Annotated in this window: 27 protein-coding genes and 1 tRNA gene; 6 read left to right on the plus strand and 22 right to left on the minus strand. The window is 72.8% G+C overall.

Translation table 11 applies throughout. The features are described 5' to 3' along the window. Positions 1–5: 5 nt before the first annotated feature. From sepX to M0M48_RS29215, 3 genes are all read left to right on the plus strand, one after another. A complete protein-coding gene (gene sepX / locus M0M48_RS29205) occupies positions 6–911 on the plus strand; it encodes a divisome protein SepX/GlpR (RefSeq protein WP_257753814.1) in 906 nt (301 codons plus the stop codon). Between the two features lie 46 nt (positions 912–957). Next, entirely contained in the window at positions 958–1,158 is a 201-nt protein-coding gene (locus M0M48_RS29210; protein WP_257753815.1) for a hypothetical protein, read from the plus strand. Positions 1,159–1,209: 51 nt separating this feature from the next. Beyond that, positions 1,210–1,285, plus strand: a tRNA-Ala gene (locus M0M48_RS29215). Positions 1,286–1,363: 78 nt separating this feature from the next. Here M0M48_RS29215 and M0M48_RS29220 read toward each other — a convergent pair. The 7 genes from M0M48_RS29220 to M0M48_RS29250 all read right to left on the minus strand — a co-directional run bounded on the left by M0M48_RS29220 (position 1,364) and on the right by M0M48_RS29250 (position 7,034). Continuing rightward, a complete protein-coding gene (locus M0M48_RS29220) occupies positions 1,364–1,702 on the minus strand; it encodes a hypothetical protein (protein WP_257753816.1) in 339 nt (112 codons plus the stop codon). Positions 1,703–1,823: 121 nt separating this feature from the next. Then, positions 1,824–2,189, minus strand: a complete 366-nt coding sequence (locus tag M0M48_RS29225; protein WP_257753817.1) for a hypothetical protein — start codon at positions 2,187–2,189, stop codon at positions 1,824–1,826. 55 nt (positions 2,190–2,244) lie between these two features. After that, positions 2,245–3,855, minus strand: coding sequence for an ABC-F family ATP-binding cassette domain-containing protein (locus M0M48_RS29230; protein ID WP_257753818.1), 1,611 nt, complete (start codon positions 3,853–3,855; stop codon positions 2,245–2,247). A gap of 425 nt (positions 3,856–4,280) precedes the next feature. Beyond that, positions 4,281–5,318, minus strand: coding sequence for a phosphatase PAP2 family protein (locus M0M48_RS29235; protein WP_257753819.1), 1,038 nt, complete (start codon positions 5,316–5,318; stop codon positions 4,281–4,283). Then, a complete protein-coding gene (locus M0M48_RS29240; RefSeq protein ID WP_257753820.1) occupies positions 5,315–5,911 on the minus strand; it encodes a phosphatase PAP2 family protein in 597 nt (198 codons plus the stop codon). Before M0M48_RS29240 ends, M0M48_RS29235 begins: the two co-directional genes overlap by 4 nt. Before the next feature lie 50 nt (positions 5,912–5,961). Next, positions 5,962–6,468 (minus strand): nuclear transport factor 2 family protein, encoded by a 507-nt coding sequence (locus M0M48_RS29245; RefSeq protein ID WP_257753821.1) that lies wholly within the window; start codon positions 6,466–6,468, stop codon positions 5,962–5,964. Next, a complete protein-coding gene (locus tag M0M48_RS29250) occupies positions 6,465–7,034 on the minus strand; it encodes an HdeD family acid-resistance protein (protein WP_215813372.1) in 570 nt (189 codons plus the stop codon). Before M0M48_RS29250 ends, M0M48_RS29245 begins: the two co-directional genes overlap by 4 nt. 155 nt (positions 7,035–7,189) lie before the next feature. On the opposite strand from M0M48_RS29250, the gene M0M48_RS29255 reads away from it, so the two are divergent. The 3 genes from M0M48_RS29255 to M0M48_RS30950 all read left to right on the plus strand — a co-directional run bounded on the left by M0M48_RS29255 (position 7,190) and on the right by M0M48_RS30950 (position 10,178). Next, a complete protein-coding gene (locus tag M0M48_RS29255) occupies positions 7,190–8,002 on the plus strand; it encodes an alpha/beta fold hydrolase (protein ID WP_257753822.1) in 813 nt (270 codons plus the stop codon). A gap of 35 nt (positions 8,003–8,037) precedes the next feature. Then, a complete protein-coding gene (locus M0M48_RS29260) occupies positions 8,038–8,478 on the plus strand; it encodes a DUF4442 domain-containing protein (protein ID WP_257753823.1) in 441 nt (146 codons plus the stop codon). 167 nt (positions 8,479–8,645) lie between these two features. Further along, complete coding sequence (locus M0M48_RS30950; protein WP_308220356.1) at positions 8,646–10,178, plus strand: GAF domain-containing sensor histidine kinase; 1,533 nt, start codon at positions 8,646–8,648, stop codon at positions 10,176–10,178. Here M0M48_RS30950 and M0M48_RS29275 read toward each other — a convergent pair. From M0M48_RS29275 to M0M48_RS29345, 15 genes are all read right to left on the minus strand, one after another. Beyond that, a complete protein-coding gene (locus M0M48_RS29275; RefSeq protein WP_257753824.1) occupies positions 10,159–10,461 on the minus strand; it encodes a hypothetical protein in 303 nt (100 codons plus the stop codon). The two genes, M0M48_RS30950 and M0M48_RS29275, sit on opposite strands and share 20 nt — an antisense overlap. After that, on the minus strand, positions 10,461–12,542 hold the full coding sequence (gene flhA / locus M0M48_RS29280) for a flagellar biosynthesis protein FlhA (protein ID WP_257753825.1): 2,082 nt from the start codon (positions 12,540–12,542) through the stop codon (positions 10,461–10,463). Before flhA ends, M0M48_RS29275 begins: the two co-directional genes overlap by 1 nt. Positions 12,543–12,646: 104 nt before the next feature. Next, on the minus strand, positions 12,647–13,783 hold the full coding sequence (locus tag M0M48_RS29285; protein WP_257753826.1) for an EscU/YscU/HrcU family type III secretion system export apparatus switch protein: 1,137 nt from the start codon (positions 13,781–13,783) through the stop codon (positions 12,647–12,649). A gap of 4 nt (positions 13,784–13,787) precedes the next feature. Continuing rightward, the gene (locus M0M48_RS29290; protein ID WP_215813365.1) at positions 13,788–14,555 is read right to left on the minus strand and encodes a flagellar biosynthetic protein FliR; all 768 of its coding nucleotides are present in this window, start codon (positions 14,553–14,555) and stop codon (positions 13,788–13,790) included. 18 nt (positions 14,556–14,573) lie between these two features. After that, a complete protein-coding gene (gene fliQ / locus M0M48_RS29295) occupies positions 14,574–14,843 on the minus strand; it encodes a flagellar biosynthesis protein FliQ (RefSeq protein ID WP_257753827.1) in 270 nt (89 codons plus the stop codon). Positions 14,844–14,858: 15 nt separating this feature from the next. Beyond that, positions 14,859–15,605, minus strand: coding sequence for a flagellar type III secretion system pore protein FliP (gene fliP / locus M0M48_RS29300; RefSeq protein WP_257753828.1), 747 nt, complete (start codon positions 15,603–15,605; stop codon positions 14,859–14,861). Further along, entirely contained in the window at positions 15,602–16,051 is a 450-nt protein-coding gene (locus tag M0M48_RS29305) for a flagellar biosynthetic protein FliO (RefSeq protein ID WP_215813363.1), read from the minus strand. Before M0M48_RS29305 ends, fliP begins: the two co-directional genes overlap by 4 nt. 5 nt (positions 16,052–16,056) lie before the next feature. Continuing rightward, entirely contained in the window at positions 16,057–16,872 is an 816-nt protein-coding gene (fliN, locus tag M0M48_RS29310) for a flagellar motor switch protein FliN (protein WP_257753829.1), read from the minus strand. Continuing rightward, positions 16,872–17,789 carry a flagellar motor switch protein FliM gene (locus M0M48_RS29315; protein ID WP_215813361.1) on the minus strand — a complete coding sequence of 306 codons (918 nt, stop codon included), beginning with the start codon at positions 17,787–17,789 and terminating at the stop codon, positions 16,872–16,874. The genes fliN and M0M48_RS29315 overlap by 1 nt, the downstream gene beginning before the upstream one ends. A gap of 129 nt (positions 17,790–17,918) precedes the next feature. Further along, a complete protein-coding gene (locus M0M48_RS29320) occupies positions 17,919–18,353 on the minus strand; it encodes a flagellar basal body-associated FliL family protein (RefSeq protein ID WP_215813360.1) in 435 nt (144 codons plus the stop codon). After that, entirely contained in the window at positions 18,350–19,360 is a 1,011-nt protein-coding gene (locus tag M0M48_RS29325) for an OmpA/MotB family protein (RefSeq protein WP_257753830.1), read from the minus strand. Before M0M48_RS29325 ends, M0M48_RS29320 begins: the two co-directional genes overlap by 4 nt. Beyond that, on the minus strand, positions 19,360–20,130 hold the full coding sequence (locus M0M48_RS29330; RefSeq protein ID WP_215813358.1) for a motility protein A: 771 nt from the start codon (positions 20,128–20,130) through the stop codon (positions 19,360–19,362). Before M0M48_RS29330 ends, M0M48_RS29325 begins: the two co-directional genes overlap by 1 nt. After that, the gene (locus M0M48_RS29335) at positions 20,127–20,402 is read right to left on the minus strand and encodes a flagellar FlbD family protein (RefSeq protein ID WP_215813357.1); all 276 of its coding nucleotides are present in this window, start codon (positions 20,400–20,402) and stop codon (positions 20,127–20,129) included. The genes M0M48_RS29330 and M0M48_RS29335 overlap by 4 nt, the downstream gene beginning before the upstream one ends. An 82-nt stretch (positions 20,403–20,484) precedes the next feature. Further along, a complete protein-coding gene (locus M0M48_RS29340; protein ID WP_257753831.1) occupies positions 20,485–21,327 on the minus strand; it encodes a flagellar hook-basal body complex protein in 843 nt (280 codons plus the stop codon). Between the two features lie 37 nt (positions 21,328–21,364). Beyond that, positions 21,365–21,880, minus strand: coding sequence for a flagellar hook assembly protein FlgD (locus tag M0M48_RS29345; RefSeq protein WP_257753832.1), 516 nt, complete (start codon positions 21,878–21,880; stop codon positions 21,365–21,367). Between the last annotated feature and the right edge of the window lie 2 nt (positions 21,881–21,882).

Below are 21,882 nucleotides of genomic sequence, written 5' to 3' on the forward strand. Positions count from 1 at the left end.
TCGGTGTGGACCTGAGCGCACTCATCTTCGTCGCACTGGCGGTGGCCTGGGTCGTCTACCTCGTGCCGAAGGCACTGCGCCACCACGAGGAGGACGCCGTCAGCCGCTCGGTCGACCGCTTCTCCGACCGCCTGCGCGTGCTCGCCCGGCGCGATGCGGTCTCCGCTCGCGAGGCCGAGCTCGTCACCTCCGACGCTCCCGTCGCCGACGCCCCGGCCGAGGCAGAGGCTGCTGCCGAGCCGGTTGCCGAGCCCGTTGCCGAGCCCGCGGCGCCCACCCCTGCGCCGCGTGCCGTCCGCTCCCCGGTCGCCCGCCGGGCCGCCGCTCGTCGCGCGGCCCAGCGCCGCCGCCGGGTCCTCGGCACCCTCGTGCTGCTCACCCTCGTCGTCGCCGGCCTCGCCGTCGGCGGCGTCATCGCGACTCCCTGGATCGCCGCGCCCCTGACCCTCCTCGCCGCCTGGCTCGTCGCCTGCCGCCTGATGGTCCGCAACGAGCGCGCCGCCCGCGCCGCGGCCACCGCGCCGGCCCGCCGGCGCCGTCGTACGCTCGCGGACGAGGAGCTCGCCGCCGAGGACGCCGCCGCCTCCGACACCGCCCCCGAGCCCGACCTCCCGGCCGAGCCCGGCGGCGTGGTCGCCGAGCTCGCCGACGACGACACCGGCGAGATCCCCGCGATCACCGCCGAGGTCGCCGACGGCTGGACCCCGGTCGCCGTCCCCCTCCCGACGTACGTCGCCAAGGCGCCGGCCGGCCGCACCGTCCGCACCATCGACCTCGACGCCACCGGCGTGTGGAGCTCGGGCCGCAACGAGGCCGACTCCCAGCTCGCCCGCGAGGCCGACGCCCAGCGCGCCGACGCCGCCGCAGCCGCCGCCACGGACGCCGACGAGCGCCGCGCCACCGGCAGCTGACCCACCTCCAGCGGTTGTCCCCGCCCGGTCCGGGTAACGCCGGACCATGACCTCCTCGACCCCTCCGCACCGCGCCAACCGTCCCAGCGACGAGACCGCCGCCGACCGCCAGGCCGCGCAGCAGACCCGCGAGCAGGAGAAGAAGTGGGGCGACGCCGTCCCCGGTGACCGCGCTGACGACCCGGGCGACGACACCGCCGACGACCCGGCCAGCGACACCCGGTCGGCCGGCCGAGGTCGTGGTTGAGGGCCCGATTCGGACGTCCCCGACCACGGGTGCTACCGTTTCTCCTCGCTTGGGGGTGTGGCGCAGTTGGTAGCGCGTCTCGTTCGCAATGAGAAGGTCAGGGGTTCGAATCCCCTCACCTCCACCAGGTAGCAAAGAACCGGCAGGTCGCCTACGACCTGCCGGTTCTCTCGTTTCGTGGGCTGCCGCGCTCAGGCGGGCGCCCTCAGCGGCGGACCGAGCTCGCCACCTTCTTCAGGGCGCTCACGCCCGCGCCGGCCCCGCGTGCGGCCACGCGGTGCGGCTTGCGGTTCGCCAGGTCGAGGACGGAATCGGCGATGCCCCAGGTGAGCTTGCCCTCGGACAGCTCGACGAGGGTCTCCAGGGGGAGGCCGACGGTCATGTCCTCCAGCTCCTGGCGCTCCTTCTCGGTGGCCACCGGCGGAAGCTGGCGCACGATCAGCGCCTTGAACGCGCGTCCGGGCAGTGTCGAGGCCAGCTCGAGCACGGTGGACTGCCGGGTGAAGGGCCGGACGATCTGCGGCTGGCTCGGGTCGGGGGGCATGGCGTCTCCTGTCGGGGCGGTGGGCCGCGGAGCGGCCCGCACAACGTAGTGCGCATCCTGCCGGACGCGGGGGTGTCGCTGTGCCCGTTTCGTGGGTCCGGCCGGACCCCGACGGCTCCGGCTAGGGAGCCGGCTGCACCTGGAGCACCAGCTGGCCCGGCTCGGCCGGGTCGTCGCCCCAGGCGGTCACCGCGACGTGACCGGGCTCGACGCCGATGTTGGCGTACTCGCGGCTGTAGACGTCGCGCAGCGAGAGCATGCCCTCGGTCTCGATCACGTGGCTGCCGAGCTCGACCAGGCCCCGCGCCGGACGGTCCGCGACCAGGGTGACGGTGGTCGGGCCGGCGGCGCGGGGACGGATGCCGGTGGCGACGCAGTCGGCGGTGGCCACGCAGGTGGCGTCGCCGAACGAGCGCGGCGGATCGAAGTCCTCGCGGCCCACCAGGAGCAGGACGGGGCTGGGCAGCTCGACGACGATCGGGGTCACGGACTCATCGTGCCGGACTCGTCCGACACAACCTCGGCCGCGACCCCGGTGCCGCTCAGGTGGGCAGCGCCGACTCGCGGCTGAGCCGGCCGTGGGCGTCGATCGCGACGACGAGGTCGAGTCCGAGCCGGTCCAGGAAGGCGTGGTCGTGGCTGACCACCAGGAGCGCGCCGCGATAGCCCGACAGTGCCTCGACGAGCTGGTCGACGCTGGTGACGTCGAGGTTGTTGGTCGGCTCGTCGAGCACGAGCAGGTCGGCCGGCGGGTCGGCGAGGAGCAGGGTGGCCAGCGAGACCCGGAAGCGCTCGCCGCCCGACAGCGAGCGGACCGGGCGGTCGACGCTCGAGCCGCGCAGCAGCAGCCGGGCGAGCTGGTTGCGGATCGTCCCGTCCGGTACGCCGGGCGCCACCGCGCGCACGTTCGCCATCGCGTCGGCGTCCTCGTCGAGACCGTCGAGGCGCTGGGGCAGGTAGCCGAAGCGGTCCGTCAGCAGCCGCCCGTACGGCGCCCCGGCCCGCGGCGCCGGACCACGCCCGACGAGCTGCTGGAGGAGCGTCGACTTGCCGGCGCCGTTGGGCCCGACGAGCGCGACCCGCTCCGGTCCCTGGACGACGATCGTGCGGTCGTCCTGGACCAGCTCGACGAGCTGCCGGCCACGGGGCACGGCGGGATCGGGGAGCGTCAGGTGGATGTGCTCCTCGCGGCGGACCCGGGCGTCGGCCGAGTCGACCGCGGCCTGGGCGGCCTGCACCTTGTCGTCCAGCGTCGAGCGGAGCGAGCCGGCGGCGTTCTGGGCCTTGCTGGCCCGGTTGCCCGCGAGGATCTTGGGGATCCCGCCGTCCTTCTGGGTCTTGCGTGCGGTCCGCTCCCGCCGGGCCAGCTTGGTCTCGGCCTCGACGCGCTGGCGCTTCTCGACCTTGAGCGCCTGCTGGGCCGAGCGCGCGGCCTGCGTGGCGGCGGCCTGCTCCTGCTGCTGGTGCTCGCGCCAGGCGCTGTAGGGGCCGCCGAACGTGGTGAGCCGGCCGTCGTACAGCTCGGCGGTCTGGTCGACATGCTCCAGCAGCTCGAGGTCGTGGCTGACCACGACCAGCGCGCCGGGCCACTGGTCGACGATGTCCGCGAGCCGGGCGCGGGTGGGCCGGTCGAGGTTGTTGGTCGGCTCGTCGAGCAGCGTGATCGGCGTACGCCGGATCCGCAGGCCGGTCAGGGCGATGAGCATCGCCTCCCCGCCCGAGACCTCCGCGACCCGGCGGTGCAGGTCGCCGGCGCCGAAGCCGATCTGGTCGAGCAGCTCGTCGGCGCGCGCCTCGACGCCCCAGTCGTCGCCGATGGTGTCGAAGTGGCGCTGGTCGACGTCCCCGCGCTCGACGTGGTCGATGGCGTCGATGATCGCCTGGATGCCGAGCAGCCCGGCGATGGTGGTGTCGGCCTGGAGCGTCAGGGTCTGCGGCAGGTAGCCCACCGCGCCGACCGTGTCGACGCGGCCGCTCGTCGGTGTGAGCAGGCCGGCGACCAGGCGCAGCAGGGTGGACTTCCCGGCGCCGTTGCGGCCGACCAGGCCGGTCCGGCCGGAGCTGAACGCGCCGTTGAGGCGGTCGAGGGCGACGGTGCCGTCGGGCCACTCGAGGGTGAGGTCGTGCAGGGTGATGACAGGGTTCGTGGACATCGTGAGTTCTCTCGTGCGTCGTGCGAGGGAGGGGACGGTCGTCTCGAACCGTCGGGCACACGCCCGCGCGCAGGACCCGCCGCGCGCCGAGGGCGCGGGCGAGGAAGTCGTCGCGAAGGCGGCCGCCGGTCCGGCGGCTAGCCTCTGTCGACCTCGATGAGCACGGGTCGAGCCTATGTCATGCTCGCGGCGTGACGGAGCCGGACCTCGCGGCGCACCGCATCGGCGACCTGCGCCGTACCGCACGGCGAGCGCTCGCCTCGCGCGCGGACGTCGTACCGGAGACGCCGGGCTCGAGGGTGGGGTGGTGCCGCGGGCATCCTGTTCGCGGGGGACCAACGTCGACGTCCGCGGCGCCGAGCACAACGGGATGGCGGGAATGACCGAGGCGCTGTCGCTCGAGACCGCCTCGGCGGCGACCTGCGTCAGGTGCTGCGCCGCAAGGACCTGCTCCAGCGGGTCGATGCCGCGTTGGGGGAGTGAGCGGTGGCCGCCGCCGGGCGGCGTACGCCGACGGTGCGCGGCCCGAGCCACCACGCGGCGGCCGCGATGGCCAGGCCGGCGGGGACGTCGACGGCGAAGTGCCAGCCGAGGTAGACCGTCGCGACCATGGTGCCGGCGAGGAAGACCGTGAGGGCGATGGTCGTGCGGCGCATCCGGTGCCACCAGGCCAGGCCGAGGATGGTCGCGGTGACGCCCACGTGGAGGCTGGCGAAGGCGGAGATCTGGGCGAAGACGTCCGGGCCGTGCGGGTGCGCGAGAAGGGCGTCGCGCTGGGCCAGGTAGTGGGCCTGGGTGTCCTGGATCATCGTGTGCGGCAGCCCGGCGAACTCCTCGGGTGCGGCGTGGAAGGGGCCCAGCGACGGGATGGCGTAGTAGGTCGCGGTGCCCAGGATCCACACCCAGACGAGGGCGGCGATGCCCGCATAGGCGTCCCGGGTACGACGGGCCAGGGCCACCGCGGCGGGGAAGGCGACCACGACGAGCGCGGGGAACGCCTCGTACCAGACCATGAGCACCCACGCGGCGACGTGCGTGCCGAGCAGGTCGTGCAGGAGCACGGCGGGGCTGTGGCCGGCGAACAGGGCGCGGTCCCAGCGCAGCAGCATCGCGTCGCGCGGGGCGTTGAGGACGTCCCAGCTCTTGAGGTTGTGGTAGACGAAGTAGGTCACCAGGTAGGCCAGCAGGGCGCTCGCCGCGAGCGCGAGGCGGCGCGGGGGCCAGCGGTCCCGGACGGTCGCGGTGAGGGCCGCACGGGTCCAGGGGCGCGGGGTGCGGAGCAGGCCGTCGAGCAGCACCAGGGCGGCGAACACCCCGGTGGTGATGACGATCCGGCGGGCGAGGAAGTCGCCGCCGGGGTCGCGGAAGGGGATGCCGACCTGGACCGAGCGCGCGACGCCGACACCGGCGAACACCAGCACGACCGCCCACAGCCGGGCGGCACGCCTCCCGTCCGGGCTCACCCGCGCACCAGTGCGCGCACGGGGGTGCGGGCCACCGCCTCGACCAGGCGGACCGCGACCGGCCGCACCAGCCGGTACGACGCCAGGGCGATCGCCGCGCCGACCAGGAGGCCGGCGACCACGTCGAGCGGGAAGTGCGCGCCGACGTACACCCGGGTGGCGGCCATGAGCACGGCCAGCCCGGCGCCGGTCCAGGTGAGGGCGTGCCGTCCGTGCGCGAGGGCCAGACCCATCGCGACCGCGCCGGCCATCACCGCGTGGTCGCTGGGGAAGGAGGCGTCGGTGCTGCGGCTGACGAGGACGAGGGCGTCGGGTACCACGGTGAAGGGGCGGGGCTCGGCGAAGGCGGCGACGAGGAGCTGGTTGGCCCCGAGGGCCACGAGTGCTCCGGCCGGTGCCCACAGCGCGGCGGCGACCCGGCGGGGGTCACCCGAGCGCCGCGCCCACCACCACGACAGGAGGAGCAGCGCGGCGAAGAGGACGATCCCGTCCTGGGCGAACAGCCGGGCCGGCGTGTGCAGCCACGGTGTCGCGCGGGCGAGGTGGTTGACGGCGCGGAACCACGCTTCCTGGGACGCTCCTCCGATCGGCACGGCGCGAACCTAGGGCGGCGCGCATGAAGCGCCGATGAAGGAGAGCGGTCCTAGCCGCCGAGCACGCTGCGCCGCAGCACGGCGAGCGGGTCGTGCTCGTCGCGGGTGCCGCGCGGTCCGTCGCCCTCGGGGGCGAGGAGGCGGCCGGCGTCGCTGCGGGTCCACTCGCGCACGGCCCAGCGCTCGCGGATGCGCCAGCCGGACGGCGTACGGACGAAGTGGTCGACGTAGCGGAAGCCGGAGGTGAAGTTGCGGCGGGCGTCGTCGCGCGGGGTGCCCCAGTGGACGGCGGTGCCGTAGGTCTCGGCGACGGCCTGGTCGCCCTGGACCTCGGCGAGGTGGTTGCCGACGAGGTGCATGGTGCCGTCGAGGTGGGGGAGCAGTCCGCGCAGCCAGGCGACGTAGTCGTCGGCGGGGCCGCTGAAGCCGGTGTGGTGGTCGACGCCGTCGTCGGCGTAGACCGCACGGATGCCGTCGAAGTCGAGGCGGTCGACCGCGCGGCAGTAGCGCAGGACGGCGTCGTGGATCTCGCGGCGGTCGGCGGCGGTGTCGGTCACGCTCCGAGCGTAGGGGCGGGCTGGTCCAAGCCGGCCACGCGGCGGCGCATCGCGAAGCCCATCACCAGGAAGATGACGCCCCAGACGAACGCCACGAGGCCCAGCACGAACGCGATGCCGAGCGCGCCGCGTCCGGGGTTGGCGACGAACAGGATGCCGAGCAGGACGTCGACCGCGGCGCTGGCGAGCAGGAGGCCGCGGGGTGCGGCACCGGAGGCGACGAGGGCGCCGACGCCCTCGAAGACGCCGCGCACGATGAGCCAGATCCCGAGGATCCAGGTCAGGGTCACCGCGGTCATCGCCGGGCTGAAGATGGCGAGGAAGGCGGCGACGAGGGCGACCAGTCCCATCACCACGAGGAGCAGGCGGGCCGCGCCCGGCGTACCGCGCTCGAAGGCCTGGACGAACGACCCGGCACTGTCGAAGAGCGCCCAGAAGCCCCAGAGCAGGACGAGCGCGAGCGCGGTGTCGAGGGGCCAGACCATGGCGGCGATGCCGAACAGGACGGCGATCACGCCGCGGGCGAGCAGGAGCTTCCAGGACAGGTTCAGCCAGTCGCGGGGCATGGGCCGAGGCTACCGCGCCTTCGTGTGACGTGGGCCACACGAATCGGCTGCTGCCAAGTGCTTGCGGGCAGCTAGCACCTTTCGTACTCTCGGTATCTGCAACTCACCGTTGCACCTAGATCGCACCAACGTCGGTGCGGGGAATCGAGGTCCTCATGCTCGCCTACGAACGCATCGGCTCGGGAGAGCCGCTGGTCCTGGTCCATGGGATCGGGCACCGCAGGCAGGCGTGGTACCCGGTGGTCGACCGGTTGGCCGAGAAGCGCGAGGTCGTGCTGGTGGACCTGCCGGGGCACGGTGAGTCGCCGGCGCTGGTGCCGGACGGCCGGCCCGTGCGCGACATCCTGCGCGACATCCTCGAGGACTGCTTCGTCGAGCTCGGCCTGGAGCGCCCGCACATCGCCGGCAACTCGCTCGGCGGGCGGATCGCCCTGGAGGCGGCGGCCGACGACCTGGTGAGCAGCGCGACGACGCTGGCCCCGGCGGGCTTCTGGCGCAACAAGGTCGACTTCGCCTACATCCGCGCGGTGTTCACGCTGCTGACGGGTGCGGCGACGATCGCGCAGCCGGTCGCGCCGGCCATCCTCAAGACCGGCCCGGGGCGCGCGGCGGCGTTCGGGCTGCTGATGACCAAAGGCAACCGGCTCTCGCCCGAGGCGGCGCTGGGCGACCTGCGCGGCCTGGTCCACGCGCGCCCGGCGCTCGAGACGATCATCGACGGCGGCTTCCCGTTCGACCGCCCGATCGACCCGTCGATCCCGATCACCGTCGCGTGGGGCACCCGCGACCTCGTCCTGCTGCCCTACCAGGCCACGCGCGCCAAGAAGGCGCTGCCCGACGCCGACCACATCTCGCTGCCTGGCTGCGGGCACGTGCCGATGATCGACGACGTCGAGCGCGTGGTCGACGTGCTGCTGACCGGCTCGGACCACCCGCGCCTCGGCCAGCGCCGCTACGACGTGGCCTGAGCCGCCGCAGGCTCCGGCTTCAGTAGGTTGAGGCCGTGACCGAACTCCAGGCGACCACCGCCGACATCCGCCGGATCATCCCCGTCCTCGACGCCATGCAGGTCGAGGTCGTCGAGCTGGAGCGGACGTCGGTGGCCGCGCGCATCCCGTCCGGCCCGAACGTCAACCACTTCGGCACGGCGTACGCCGGCTCGCTCTTCACCGTCGCCGAGGTCCTGGGCGGCCTGCTGCCGCGCACCTCGCTCGCGGTCGAGGGCGGCGTCCCGCTGGTCAAGAGCGTGACCATCGACTTCCTGCGCCCGGCGACGACCGCGGTCGTGGCCCGCGCCTCGATCACCGAGGACGAGATCGCCCGCGTGCTCGCCGAGTACGACGAGCGCGGCAAGTCCGACTTCGAGCTCGTCGCCGAGCTCACCGACGAGGCCGGGGCGGTCGTCGGGCGCACCCGCGGCCTCTACCAGCTGCGGCGGTTCTGAGACGTTCGTCCCGGGACCGCTCAGGCCCAAGGTCCCGGTGCCGATGGGTGGCACGTGCGCGTGGAGCGAGCCGGCGCGAAGGCGATAGCCTGAGCTCTGTCAGCGATCTTGAGGGAGGGATCGAGTAGCTGATGGACATGGAGCTGCCCCCAGAGGCTCGGGCCCTGTTGGACGCGGTCGTTGCGATCGGGTCCGACCTGGACCTGCGCGGCGTCCTGACGCGCATCGTCGAGGCGTCCTGCCAGCTCACCGACGCCGAGTACGGCGTCCTCGGGATCGTCGACGACGACGGCGCCTTCGTCGACCTCGTCCCCAACCGGGTGGTCGCCGACCGCTTCCAGGAGATCGGCCGGATGCCGCTCGGCGAGGGGCTGATCGGCCTCGTTCCCCAGCAGCGGTGCACGATCCGGGTCGGTCAGGTCGACGAGCACCCCGTCTCCACGGGCTCCTTCCCCGACGGGCATCCGGCGATCGAGAGCTTCCTCGGCGCGCCGGTGCTGGTGCGCAACCAGGCGTTCGGCCACCTCTACCTGGGCAACAAGCGCGGTGGCGTGGAGTTCACGGCGACCGACGAGGCGCTGGTCGAGGCGCTGGCCGGCGCGGCCGGCGCGATGATCGACAACGCCCGCACGTTCGAGGCCGTCGAGTGGCGCCGCCGCTGGCTGGCCGGCACCGCCGAGGTCGGCGGCGACCTGTCCGGCACCGTGCGCGTGCAGGAGGCGCTCGACGAGCTGGTGGTGTCGCTGCGCGAGCTGTGCGGCGCCCGGCTGGTCGCCTACGTCCGCGTCGACGAGGACCTGCTCGAGATCCGCCAGCTCGCGGGCGAGGCCGAGGTCGCGCCGCGGGTGGTGGAGCGCCACGGCGACACCATCCGGCACGTCACCTCCTCGCGGGTGCCCGAGCGGCTTCCCGAGAAGCACGGCCGGGCGACGCTCGTCGTACCGGTGCACACGCGGCTGGCCGGCTCCGGCGTGATCGTGGTCGACCGGGCGCACGAGACGCCGTCCCTCCAGGGGGTCATGCTCGACCTGGTCACCGTGACGGCGACCCAGCTGGGCCTGATCCTCGACCGCGACCAGGCGCTGCGCGACCGGGCCCAGCTGCTCGTCGCCAAGGACCGCGACCGGATCGCGCGCGACCTGCACGACCTCGTCATCCAGCGGCTCTTCGCGACCGGCATGCAGCTCCAGGGCGCCCGCAGCCTCGACGTCGACGAGCTGCGCGCCCGCGTCGACAGCACGATCAGCGACCTGGACCTGGCGATCAAGGAGCTCCGGGCGGCGATCTTCGAGCTCGGCACCGGCACCGGCCGCCCGCTGCTCGAGGACGTCCGCTCGCTGCTGGGGGAGTACGTCGGCGTGCTCGGCTTCCAGCCCGTCCTGCGGGTCCAGGGTCCGGTCGACCGCGCGCTCGTGCCCGAGGCGGGAGCGCACGTGCTGACCACCCTGCGCGAGGCGCTGTCCAACGTCGCGCGGCACGCGGGCGCCGCGTCGGTCGTGGTCGAGCTGACCGCGTCGTCGGCGTGGTTCCGGCTGCGGGTCAGCGACGACGGGGTGGGCTTCGATCCCGAGACGGTCTGCCACGGCAGCGGCACCGGCAACCTGCGCACGCGCGCCGAGGACCTGGGTGGGCACCTCGAGCTCGGCTCGGCTCCGGGTCAGGGAACCCAGCTGGAGTGGATCATTCCGGCCGTGGGCTGAACAGGCTGAGCCCGTCGTCGTCACGCTCGTCGAGCTCGCTCGTCAGCATGAAGTCGTCCTCGACGGGCGTCGGCGTCGTGTCGGGGAGGCGCTCCGGCTCGGACGTCGGCCCGGCCAGGAGCGGCCAGAGCGTGCGCACGAGCAGGCTGACCGCCGTCGCGCCGAGCATCACGAGGAGCACGCGGGTCAGCGCGTCCTCCATGGGGAGCGTGCCGTCCGCCGCCCGGACGACGGCCGGCGAGGCGAGCACGGCGGCCACGAGGAACACACGAAGGTCGAGCATCACGCCCCCACCCCGATCGTGCCGAGCGCCGGCCGGGCGCCGTGGCCGCTGATCACGGCCACCGAGGTGACCTCACGGGCGGCGCCGAGCTCGGCGTAGGAGAACACGGGGAGCCGTTCGACCGCGGGCGCCACCAGGCGTCGTACGGCGGCGCGGAGGGCGGGTGCGCAGACCAGGACCGGCCGTACGTCGGCATTCTCGGCCGCGTGCGCCGCCTGGGTGAGCCCGAGCAGCACCTGCTGGGCGATGTCCGGGTCGAGCACGATGACGGCGCCCTGGTCGGTGGGACGCAGGCCTTCGAGCATCTGCTGCTCCAGCAGGGGCTCGAAGCTGATCGCGTGCAGCACCCCGTCCGTGACGTACGGCGCCGCGAGCGCCGGCTCGAGCGCGGCCCGGGCCGCCTCGACCAGCGCGTCGTGCTCCTTGGACGAGGTCGCGCGGATCGACAGCGCCTCGAAGATCCGCACCAGGTCGCGGATCGGGATGCGCTCCTCCAGCAGCGAGCGCAGCACGCGCTGCACCTCGCCGAGCGGCAGGAGGGTCGGGGTGAGCTCCTCGATGACGACCGGGTGGGTGCGCTTGACGACGTCGGTGAGCAGGCGGACGTCCTCGCGGCCGAGCAGCCGGCTGGCGTGCTGGTGGACGACCTCGGCGAGGTGTGTGGTCACCACGGACGCGCGGTCGACGACGGTGGCGCCGCCGATCTCGGCCTGGTGGCGCAGCTCGGCCGGGATCCACTTGGCCTCCAGGCCGAAGACGGGCTCCTGCGTGGGCGTGCCGGGGAGCGAGCCGAGGAAGTCGCCGATGGCCAGCACCGTGCCGCGGGGGGCCTCGCCGCGGGCCACCTCGGCGCCGTACAGGGTGATGGCGTAGGTGTGCGGCGGCAGCTCGAGGTTGTCGCGCGTGCGCACCGGGGGGATGACGATGCCGAGCTCGCCGGCGACCTTGCGGCGCAGTGCCTTGACCCGGTCGAGCAGGTCGCCGCCGGAGCGGGTGTCGACGAGGTCGATGAGGTCGGCGGAGAGCTCCAGCCCGAGCGGATCGACCCGGATCTCGGTGACGAGCGCCTCGGGGGAGTCGGGGACCTGGACGAGCTCGCCGGGGCCGCCGGCACCGGCGGCGTCGGCCGCCGTACCGGTGGCGGACTTCTCGTCGATCCGGCTGGCGCCGAGCAGCATGAGCCCGCCCGCCACGAGGAACGGCAGCTTCGGCAGGCCCGGGATGACGCACAGCGCGAGAGCGCCGAACCCGGCCACCCGCAGCGGCATCTTGCGCTGGAAGATCTGGCCGACGATGTCGGAGCCCATGTCGGAGTCGGCGACCGAGCGGGTGACGATGAGGCCGGTCGCGACCGACAGCAGCAGCGCGGGGATCTGCGAGACGAGGCCGTCGCCGATCGACAGCAGCGAGTAGGTGTTGATCGCCTCGCCGAACGGCATGCCGTACTGCGCCACGCCGATCGCGAAGCCGCCGAGCAGGTTGACCAGCGTGATCACGATCGCCGCGATCGCGTCGCCCTTGACGAACTTGGAGGCACCGTCCATCGCGCCGTGGAAGTCCGCCTCGGCGTGCACCTCGGCCCGCCGTCGCCGCGCCTCCTCCTCGTCGATGAGCCCGGAGTTGAGGTCGGCGTCGATCGCCATCTGCTTGCCGGGCATGGCGTCGAGCGTGAACCGCGCACCCACCTCGGCGACGCGGCCGGCGCCGTTGGTGATGACGACGAACTGGATCACCAGCAGGATCGCGAACACGATCAGGCCGACGATCAGCGAGCCGCCGACGACGAAGTGGCCGAACGTGTCGATCACCTTGCCGGCGTACCCGTCGAGGAGGACCAGGCGGGTCGCGCTGACGTTGAGCGCGAGCCGGAACAGCGTCATCACCAGGATCACCGAGGGGAAGGCGGCGAACTCCAGCGGCTTGTGGATGAACATGGCGACCATCAGGACGAGCAGGGCACCGGTGATGTTGAGCGCGATCATCAGGTCGAGCAGCACCGCCGGCAGCGGCACCACGAGCATGACCACGATGAGCACGATGCCCAGGGGCACACCGAGCTTGGTCAGCGACTTCACGGGCATGCGGCGGTACAGCCTCTCGACGAGTGAGCGCCGTCCCTGGCCCTACGCGACGCCGTCCTGGCGTCGGGGGGCCCATCGGCACGCGCGCGGGCGGGTTGAGGGGTTCAGGTGGACTGCGCCCGGCGCCGCCGGGCCCCGGCGAGCACCTCCGGCAGCTCGTCCGTACGACGAGGGGTGCGGTGCTCGCCGCCGTGCTGCCCCGCGTGCCGCCGGCTGAGCACGAACGCGAGGACCTGCGCGACGGCGGCCCAGAGCTCGCGGGGGATCTCCTGGCCGACCTGGCAGTGGCGGTAGAGCGCGCGGGCGAGGGGGACGTCCTGGACCAGCGGGACGCGCTCCTCGGCGGCGCGCTCGCGGATCTTGGCCGCGATGGCGCCGGCACCGCGTGCGACGACGCGGGGCGCGCCGCGGTCAGGGTCGTAGCGGAGCGCGACGGCGACGTGGGTGGGGTTGACCAGGAGGACGTCGGCGGTGCCGACGTCGGAGATCATCCGGTTGCGCGCGGCGGCGAGCTGGCGGCTGCGGATGGCGCTCTTGACGAGGGGATCGCCCTCGGCCTGCTTGTGCTCCTGCTTGATCTCGCTGTGGCTCATCCGGATCTGCTTGCCGATCCGGCGCTTCATCATCGCGTAGTCGGCGGCGGCCATGACGAGCCCGGCGATGGCGACGGTGAGGACGAGGCGGGAGACCTCGGCGGTGAGCTCGTGGAGGACGAGCTCGATGGGCAGCAGGCCGCCGACGAGGGGCATCATCGACTTCACCGCGCCCCAGGCGAGGAAGGCGACGACGGAGCTCTTCACGAGGACCTTCACGCCCTCCCAGGCGGCGTGCGGGCCGAGGAGGCGCTTGGCGCCCTGGAGGGGGTTGAGCTTCTTGGCGTCGGGCTTGGCGAGCTTGGGGGCGAGGTAGAAGCCGCCCTGGGCCAGGGCGGAGACCACGCCGATCACCATCACCATCGCGCCGAGCACGACGAGGCTGACCAGGATGTGCTGGCCGGCCTGGCCGAGCAGGTGCAGGGCGAGCGGGATCGAGGGACGTTCGGCGGCGCGCAGGTTGGTGGCCATCAGGGTGCGGACGGCGTTGAGCTCGTGGTCCATCAGGGGACCGAGCGCGAGGGCGACGACGAGGAGGCCGAGCCAGCCGCCGAGCTCGGGCGTGCGCGGGACCTGGCCTTCCTTGCGGGCCTCCTTCTTCTTCTTGGGAGTGGGTTTCTCGGTCTTCTCCTCGCTCGACGCGGCCATCGGTTCACCCCGCTCCGGACATCGTGGCCATGGCGTCGTTCGCGAACCCGACGAGCCGCTCGACGGCGTCGGGCAGCATCGGGAACGACAGCCCGAGCAGCAGGAGCGTGAGCCCGACCTTGGCCGGGAACATCACGTTGAGCGCGTTGAGCTGGGGCGCGACCTTGGTCAGCAGCGCGAGCGCGAGGTCGGCGACGAAGAGCACCGCGATCATCGGCAGTGCCATCTGCACGGCCACGGTGAAGAACATCGAGAACGCCGTGACGAGGACGCCGTCCCAGCTGGAGATGTCGGGCATCCCGGTCAGCGGCAGGTAGCGGAACGTGCTGAGCAGGCCGCCGATCACCAGCAGGTGCCCGCCGGTCACGACGAGCAGCGCGGTCGCGAGGATCTGGTGGAACCGGCCGAAGACGGTGTTCATGTTCATGCCCAGGGGGTCCCAGGCGGCGGCGATCGCGAAGCCGCCGAAGAGGTCGATCAGCGCGCCGGCGGCGCCGATCGCGGCGAAGAGCAGCATCGTCACGTAGCCCATGGCGACGCCGATCAGCGCCTGCGCGACGGTCGCCATGAGCAGCGCGGGCGTGGTGCTGGGCAGGTCCTGGGTGGCCAGCGTCGGCGCCATCGTCAGCGACAGGCCCAGCGCCAGCACGACCTTGGCCATCGCAGGGATGCCCCGGGTCGCGAACGGCGGTACGACGGCCAGCCACGCCACCACCCGCACGGAGGCGAGCAGCAGCGCGCTGAGCGCGGCACCGTCGACGGAGAGGACCACGGGTGTGCTTCCTGGCGCCTAGACGAGGAGGCCGGGGAGGATGGCGAACAGCTCCCGGGTGAAGGCCATGAGGGTGTGCAGCATCCAGTTGCCGCAGAAGAGCAGGGCCATCGCGACGCCGACGAGCTTGGGCACGAAGGCGAGCGTGAACTCCTGGATCTGGGTCATCGCCTGGAACAGCGAGATGGCGAAGCCGATCACCAGCGAGGTCGCGAGGATCGGCGCCGACAGCTTGAGGGCGACGAGCATGGTCTTGAGGGCGATCTCGATGATCGCGGTGTCGGTCACGTGTCGGTCATGGCGCTAACCGCCTCCGGTGTACGACGCGACGAGCGACCTGATCACGAGCGCCCAGCCGTCGACCATCACGAACAGCAGCAGCTTGAACGGCAACGACACCATCACCGGCGGCATCATCATCATGCCGAGACTCATCAACGCTCCGCTCACGACGATGTCGATGACCAGGAACGGGATGAAGATGATGAACCCGATGATGAAGGCGTCCTTGAGCTCCGAGAGCACGAACGCGGGGATCAGCGTCGCGGTCGGGACGTCCTCGCGGTTCTCGGGGAGCTTGCGGTCGGCGACGCTGGTGAGCAGGGTCAGCTCGTCGTCGCCGGTGTTGTCGAGCATGAAGGCGCGCAGCGGCTCCATGCCGTCCTGGAAGGCGGCGGAGTTGGACTTGTCGCCCTTGAGGTAGGGCTGGACGCCGGCGTCGTTCATGTCCGACAGCACCGGGGCCATGATGAACAGGCTCAGGAAGAGCGCGAGCCCCGCCAGCACCTGGTTGTTCGGGGTCTGCTGGAGGCCGAGCGCGTTGCGGGTCAGGCCCAGCACGACGAGCACCTTGGTGAAGCTGGTGCAGGTCAGCACGATCGCCGGGAGCAGGCTGAGCAGCGTCAGCGCGAGGAAGACCAGCAGGCCGTGGCTCGGCTTGTCGGTCAGTCCGGACAGGTCGATCTCGACGCTGCCCCCGTTGCCGGGGCCCTTCGGCCCGTTGGGCCCGTTGGGGTCGAGCGCGAGGACCAGGTGGCTCAGTGCGTTCACGAGGCTCGCCGTCGCGGGGGTGTGCTGTCGGAGGACTGGCCGGTGACGGCCGCGAGCGTCTGCTTCCAGGTCTGCGGCGAGAGCACCGAGCCGGCCAGCGGGCCGGTCGTCAGGGGCTGCTTGTGCCGCGGGGTCTCGGCCGGGTCGGCCTCGAGCGCGGCCGGGTCGAGGTCGAGGCCGATCTCGTCGGGCTCGACCTCGGTGAGCAGCGTGACCTGCTGCTCCGTCGTACCGAGGACGAGGACGCGGGTGCCGACCGAGACGATCGCGACGGCCTGGCCGCGGCCGAGCGCCTGGCGGTGCACGACCTGGATCGCCGCACCGGTGGGCGCCTTGAAGCGCCGGTTGACGCCCCGCGCGATGAGCAGCAGCAGCCCGACGACCACCACGAGCGAGCCGACCAGGCGGAACGCCAGCTCTCCGAGGTTCGGGTCAGCGCCGGACATCGCGATCAGACCGCGGCGTTCGCGTCGAGGATCTCGGTGACCCGCAGGCCGAAGTCCTCGTCGACCACGACGACCTCACCGCGCGCGACGAGTCGCCCGTTGACCAGCAGGTCGGCGGGGCTGCCGGCGGCGCGGTCGAGCTCGAGGACGGCGCCCGGGGTGAGCGCGAGCAGGTCGCGCACGGTCATCCGGGTCCGGCCGAGCTCGACGGTGACCTCCATGTCGACGCCCTGGAGCAGCTCCAGGCCGCGCGGCGGGGCCACCGGTGCGCCGAAGGCGGGCACGAACGGCTCCGGGCCGTCGCCGGCCGACAGCGCGGCGGCCGCGACCGCCTCCGCCGCGGTCGGTACGGCGTCCTCGGGGCTGATCGGCTCGCGGGCGCCGGCGAGCGTCGTCTCCGGGACGAGGACCGCGGCGGCGATGCCGGTGCCGATCAGGGGGACGGTGCTGAACGCACCGCCCAGCAGCTTGCTGATGTCGAAGTCCTCGGCGTCGAGGTCGAGGGTGCGCGCCCCGCGGGCGCGGGCGCCGAGACGCAGCGCGGCGGCGTCGAGGGCCGGCTGGACGGCGGCCGCGACGTCCAGGCCGCCGAGCGGGCTGCTGGCGAGCGCCTCGACCAGCTCGGTGCCGACGAGGACGACGACCCGTCCGGGCACCCCGCCGTCCAGCTCCACGACCGCACCGCCGGCGAACGCGGCGGTGACGTGGGGGGAGCCGGGCTGGGCCGGCGCCGGGGTCAGCGGCGTGACGGCCGGAAGGGCGGCGGCGGCCGCCTCGGCGACGGCCTCGGCCAGCGCGGTGGGGTCGAGCACGTCGGACATCAGGACTCCTCGGGAGTGGTGACGATGAGCGCGGCCAGACGCTGGCCGCGGGTGCCGGGGGTGGCGTGGGCGAAGGTGTTGCCGGCGACGGTGACGTCGAGGGGTGCCGACGCCGGGTGGGTCAGCCGGACGACGGAGCCCGGCTCGAGCGCCGAGAGCGTGCCGGGGTCGAGCGCGATGGGGCGGAAGCGCACGGACACCGCGACCGGCACCCGCTGGAACTGCTCCTGCAGCAGGAGCGCGGACTGCGCGCGCTGGGCGCGCTCGCGGTCGGAGACGGCGCCGCTGCCGGTGGCGTTGGTCAGGTGGGGGAGCAGGCCGGTGAACGGCAGGCAGATCGACACCCGGTGCGCGCGCTCGCCGATGCGCAGCTCGAGCTCGACGACGACCATCACGTCGGCGGCGCTCGCGACCTGCGCGAACTGGGGGCTGTACTCGATGCCGGTGACGGTCGGCTCCAGCGCGACGATCCCGTCGAGGGAGTAGCGCATCTCGCCGAGCAGCCGCTCGACCAGCCCGCGGATGACGCCGTCCTCGATCTCGGTGAGCGGCCGGTCCGGCTGCTCGTCGGAGCCCGGCCCGCCGAGCATGTGGTCCAGGCAGGACATCGTCGCGAACAGCGGGATCTCCAGCACGCCGGTGCCGGGCATCGGGTCGGCCGAGAACAGCGTCATGTACGTCGACGGGCCGAGGCTGTCGACGTACTCGGCGTAGGTGCGCTGCTCGATCCCGACCAGCGTCACCGTGCACACCGTGCGCAGCGAGCTCGTGAACACCGTCGTGGCCTGGCGGGCGAAGCCGTCGAAGCCGAGCTGGAGGGTGCGCTGGTGCTCGCGCGAGAGCTGGATCGGACGCCGGAAGTCGTACGGCGTGGGTTCGGCCGTGCGGGGTCGGCGGCGCGGCCGCTGGAGGGTCACGAGGGGTCCATCGTCGCGGCGGGGGCGGACCTGAGGGGTCGCCCGGTCGCCGGGCGGTCACGGCTGGGTGGCCCGATCGGACTACGCAGGGTCCCGGGTGGGGTCCCGGGTCGGCGGCTCGGGTGGGGCCTACTGCGTGACGAACTCGGTGAAGTACACCTCCATCACCTCACCGTGGTAGCGCTCCTCGAGTCGCTTCTCCAGCTGCTTGCGCAGGGTCTCGCGCACGGCCGGCTTGTTCACCTCGCCGACCGGCAGGCCGCTGAAGACGGCGATCGCGGCGTCGAGCGCCTTGCTGCCGTCCGCCTCCTTGGTGCTCGCGGTCAGCTGCAGGGCCATGCCCAGGCGCAGGTAGTGGCCGCCGGCCAGGTTGACCTGGATCGAGTCCAGGGCGACGACCTCGCCGGGCTTCGGCGCGCTGTCGGTCGGCTTGAGGACGAAGAACCAGCCGGCGCCGGCGAGCACGGCGACCAGCAGCACCACGATCCCGATCGTCCGGGTCCGCCCGCCCTTGGCGGGTTCCTGCTCGGTGGCGGCCGCGGGGGCGGCGAGGGTGGTGCTCACGGTCGTTCCTCCTGACGGGTGACGGGATAGCCCAGTGCTTCGGGACCGCCGGCCGGGCCGGCGCTGCCGACGGGGGCGCCGGGGTCGTCCAGGCCGGCCTGGCGGCGCAGCTCCTCGTACGCCTCGCCCATGAAGGCGCGGGTCTCGGCGGGCGCCTGGCTCAGGACGAGGATGTCGACGCGCTTGTTGACCTTCTGCGAGCCCGAGCGGGCCGGGTCGACGAGCGGCTTGGTGTGGCCGAAGCCGGTGGCCCGCAGCCGCGCGGCGGGGACGTGGTGCACCTCCTCGAGCCGGCGCAGCACGTGGGCCGCGCGGGCGAGGGAGAGCTCCCAGTCGGTGGGGTAGTACTTCGGCTTCACCGGCTCCTGGTTGGTGTGGCCGTCGAGCTCCAGCGGCTCGGACAGGGCGACCAGGACGGGCGCGAGCGTGTCGACGACGCGCCGGCCGCGGTCGGTGAGGACCGCGACGTCCGGCTCGAAGACGACGTGCTGGGAGACCAGGCTGACCACGAGGCCGCGCTCGTCGATGGTGGCGCGGACGTCGTCGCGCAGGCCCTTGGCGCGCAGCGCCTTGTCGATCTTGCGCCAGACCTTGAGGAGGCGCTCGACCTCGACCCGCGCCTCGCCGTACGCCCGATCGCGGCGGAGCCGGTCGGCCTCCTGCAGGAGCTTGGACACGGTGCCGCGCTGCGGCTCGGGGACCTGCGCCAGCAGCATCTGGTACGACGACTCGCCCGGGTCGTTGGCGCCCTTGCTGTTGCTGATCGGGCTCGCGCCGTTGAGGATCGACTGCTCGCGGCCGAAGCCGTCGGCGAGGCCGTCCTTGAGCTGGGCGTACTTCTTCTCGTCGACGGTCGACATCGCGAACATGACGATGAAGAGGACCATCAGCAGGGTCACCATGTCGGCGTAGGTGACGAGCCAGCGCTCCTTGCCCTCCTCCGCCTCCTCGTGCTCCTCCTCGCGGTGCCGCCGGCGAGGCGGACCGCTGCCGGGCCGGGTGGACATCAGGCGGCCTCGCGCTCGGCCATGCCGGCGGGCAGCAGGGAGCGCAGCTTCTCCGCGACCAGGCGCGGGTTGGCGCCGGCCTGGATGGCGGCGACGCCCTCGATGGCGACCTCCATCCGCGCGCACTCGAGCTCGCCGAGGCGCTTGAGCCGGCTGGAGATCGGCAGCCAGATGACGTTGGCCGACATGACGCCCCACAGAGTGGCGACGAAGGCGCCGGCGATGAGGTGGCCGAGCTCGTCGGGGGTGGCGAGGTTCTCCAGCACGTGGACCAGGCCCATCACGGTGCCGACGATGCCGATGGTCGGCGCGTAGGCGCCGGCGTCGCCGAAGAACTTCGCGGACTGCTTGTCGTCGCGGCGCTTGGCGCGCAGCTCGGCCTCGAGGATGTCGCGGACGTCCTCGGGGTCGGTGCCGTCGATCGCCATCGTCACGCCCTTGACCAGGAACGGGTCGTCGATCTCGCGCAGGCTGTCCTCCAGCGCGAGCAGGCCCTCGCGGCGGGCGCGCTCGGCGAGCGTCACGACCTGGGGGACGAGCTCGTCGGCCGGCTCGACCTTGCCGCTGAACGCGCGCTTGAGGTCCTTGACCGCGGACTTCGCGTCGCTCATCGTGCCGCCCGCGACGGTGACCATGATCGTCGTACCGAGGACGAGGAGCATGGGCGGCAGGAGCAGCAGGCTCATCGGGTTGCCGCCCTCGAGCATGTTGGCGGCGACGATGATCACCAGGCCGAGCGCGATGCCGACCGGGGTGGCGATGTCCTTCATGGGGTCACTCCTCGCGGGGGCACGGCGGTGAGCCGGGCGGTCGGGCGCGGGCTGACGGACGGCAGCGTCGCCGCGTCCGGGAGGCCGGCGCGCGCGACGATCGCCGCGCGGTAGTCCACGACGGCGGCCAGGACGTCGTCCAGGGGCTCCGAGACGAGGTACTTGGTGCCGTCGACGAGGGTCACCACCGTGTCGGGCGTGCAGTCCACGCGCTCGATCAGGTCCGCGTTCAGCAGGAACGTGGTCCCCGAGAGTCGGGTCAACGAGATCACCGCGGCACCTCCGTGTGCGTGGACTGATCGGAGAGCCGTCCGTGGCTCTCCGACGTCCTCATCGGCCCCCGGGGGAGGTCCCTTAGCGCTTGATGTTGACGAGCTCCTCGAGGACCTGGTCGCTCGTGGTGATCACGCGCGAGCTGGCCTGGAAGCCGCGCTGGGCCAGGATCAGGTTGGTGAACTCGGCCGACAGGTCGACATTCGACATCTCCAGGGCGCCGGCCATGATCTGGCCGCGCTGGCCCTGTCCGGCGACGCCGAGCTGGACCGGACCGGAGTTGGCGGAGGCGCGGTACGCCGTGTCGCCGATCTTCTCCAGGCCCATCGGGTTGTTGAAGTCGGCCACCGCGAGCTGGCAGATGTCGCGCTGCACGCCGTCGGAGAACACGCCGCGGACCTTGCCGTCCGCCGCGATGGAGTACGACGTCAGCTCGACGCCGGCCGGCAGCGCGAGGCTGTTGAGGTCGACGTCCACGAGACCGCCGGTCGGCAGACCGGCGCCGTCGAGCGCGTAGCCCTGCACCCGCATGCCGTTGGGCGCGACGAGCACCCCGGTCTGGTCGAACGTGAACGCGCCGGCCCGGGTGTAGACGTCCTCCGCGCCGTCGCGCAGCACGAAGAAGCCGTCGCCCTGGAGCATCACGTCGGTCGGCCGCCCGGTCAGCTGCGCCGAGCCCTGGCCGAAGTTGGTCGAGGTCGCGGCGAGCTGGACGCCGAGGCCGATCTGGATCGGGTTGGTGCCGCCGCGCTCGGCGTTGCCGCCCGAGGCCGCGGTGAGCATCTGGCTCAGGGTGTCGGAGAAGACCGTGGTGCTGGCCTTGAAGCCCGTCGTGTTGGCGTTGGCGATGTTGTTGCCGGTGACGTCGAGCATGGTCTGGTTGACGCGGAGGCCGGAGATGCCGGCGAAGAGCGAGCGAAGCATGGGTGTGTCTCCTTCTTCTTCTTCGGGTGGGTGCTGGTCAGGCGGTCTTGGTCGGGGGCTTGCCGCTGGGCGGGGTGTAGGTCCCGTTGCCGGTACCGCCGGTCGGCGGCTTCTCGATCGTCGGCGCCGAGCCGACGCTGATCACGTCGGTGATCGGCACGTGGTGGCCGTCGACGCTGAGCACGGGGCCCGAGGAGAGGTACGTGGTGCCCTGGACGGTCCCGCTCTGCTCGACCCCCTTGGCGTCGTACCAGCGCACGGTCTGGCCGATCATCGAGCTCGCGCCGAACGCGAGCTGGGTGCTCAGCAGCATCGCGGTCTGGTCGGCGACGTTCTGCATCTTCTCCAGCGCGGTGAACTGCGCGGTCTGCGCCATGAACTGCGAGGAGTCGGTGGGGTTGAGCGGGTCCTGGTAGCGCATCTGGGCGACCATCAGCTCCAGGAAGACCTGCTGGTCGCCGAAGCCCTTGGTGCTGCTCGTGGAGCCGGCGTTGGACGTGACGCCGTAGCTCGTGGTGGCCGCGGCTGCGGCGGAGGTGGGATCGATCGGCATGG

The sequence above is a fragment of the Pimelobacter simplex genome (genome assembly GCF_024662235.1).
Taxonomy (GTDB): domain Bacteria; phylum Actinomycetota; class Actinomycetes; order Propionibacteriales; family Nocardioidaceae; genus Nocardioides.

Bases quoted from the DNA above. Each gene is read 5' to 3' on its own strand.
- M0M48_RS29345 (WP_257753832.1), bottom strand. From the start codon at position 21,880: ATGCCGATCGATCCCACCTCCGCCGCAGCCGCGGCCACCACGAGCTAC.
- M0M48_RS29230 (WP_257753818.1), bottom strand. From the start codon at position 3,855: ATGTCCACGAACCCTGTCATCACCCTGCACGACCTCACCCTCGAGTGG.
- M0M48_RS29330 (WP_215813358.1), bottom strand. From the start codon at position 20,130: ATGAAGGACATCGCCACCCCGGTCGGCATCGCGCTCGGCCTGGTGATC.
- M0M48_RS29220 (WP_257753816.1), bottom strand. From the start codon at position 1,702: ATGCCCCCCGACCCGAGCCAGCCGCAGATCGTCCGGCCCTTCACCCGG.
- M0M48_RS29255 (WP_257753822.1), top strand. From the start codon at position 7,190: ATGCTCGCCTACGAACGCATCGGCTCGGGAGAGCCGCTGGTCCTGGTC.
- M0M48_RS29250 (WP_215813372.1), bottom strand. From the start codon at position 7,034: ATGCCCCGCGACTGGCTGAACCTGTCCTGGAAGCTCCTGCTCGCCCGC.
- M0M48_RS29285 (WP_257753826.1), bottom strand. From the start codon at position 13,783: ATGGCCGCGTCGAGCGAGGAGAAGACCGAGAAACCCACTCCCAAGAAG.
- fliN (WP_257753829.1), bottom strand. From the start codon at position 16,872: ATGTCCGACGTGCTCGACCCCACCGCGCTGGCCGAGGCCGTCGCCGAG.
- M0M48_RS29210 (WP_257753815.1), top strand. From the start codon at position 958: ATGACCTCCTCGACCCCTCCGCACCGCGCCAACCGTCCCAGCGACGAG.
- M0M48_RS29340 (WP_257753831.1), bottom strand. From the start codon at position 21,327: ATGCTTCGCTCGCTCTTCGCCGGCATCTCCGGCCTCCGCGTCAACCAG.
- flhA (WP_257753825.1), bottom strand. From the start codon at position 12,542: ATGCCCGTGAAGTCGCTGACCAAGCTCGGTGTGCCCCTGGGCATCGTG.
- M0M48_RS29325 (WP_257753830.1), bottom strand. From the start codon at position 19,360: ATGTCCACCCGGCCCGGCAGCGGTCCGCCTCGCCGGCGGCACCGCGAG.
- M0M48_RS29305 (WP_215813363.1), bottom strand. From the start codon at position 16,051: ATGTCCGGCGCTGACCCGAACCTCGGAGAGCTGGCGTTCCGCCTGGTC.
- M0M48_RS29275 (WP_257753824.1), bottom strand. From the start codon at position 10,461: ATGCTCGACCTTCGTGTGTTCCTCGTGGCCGCCGTGCTCGCCTCGCCG.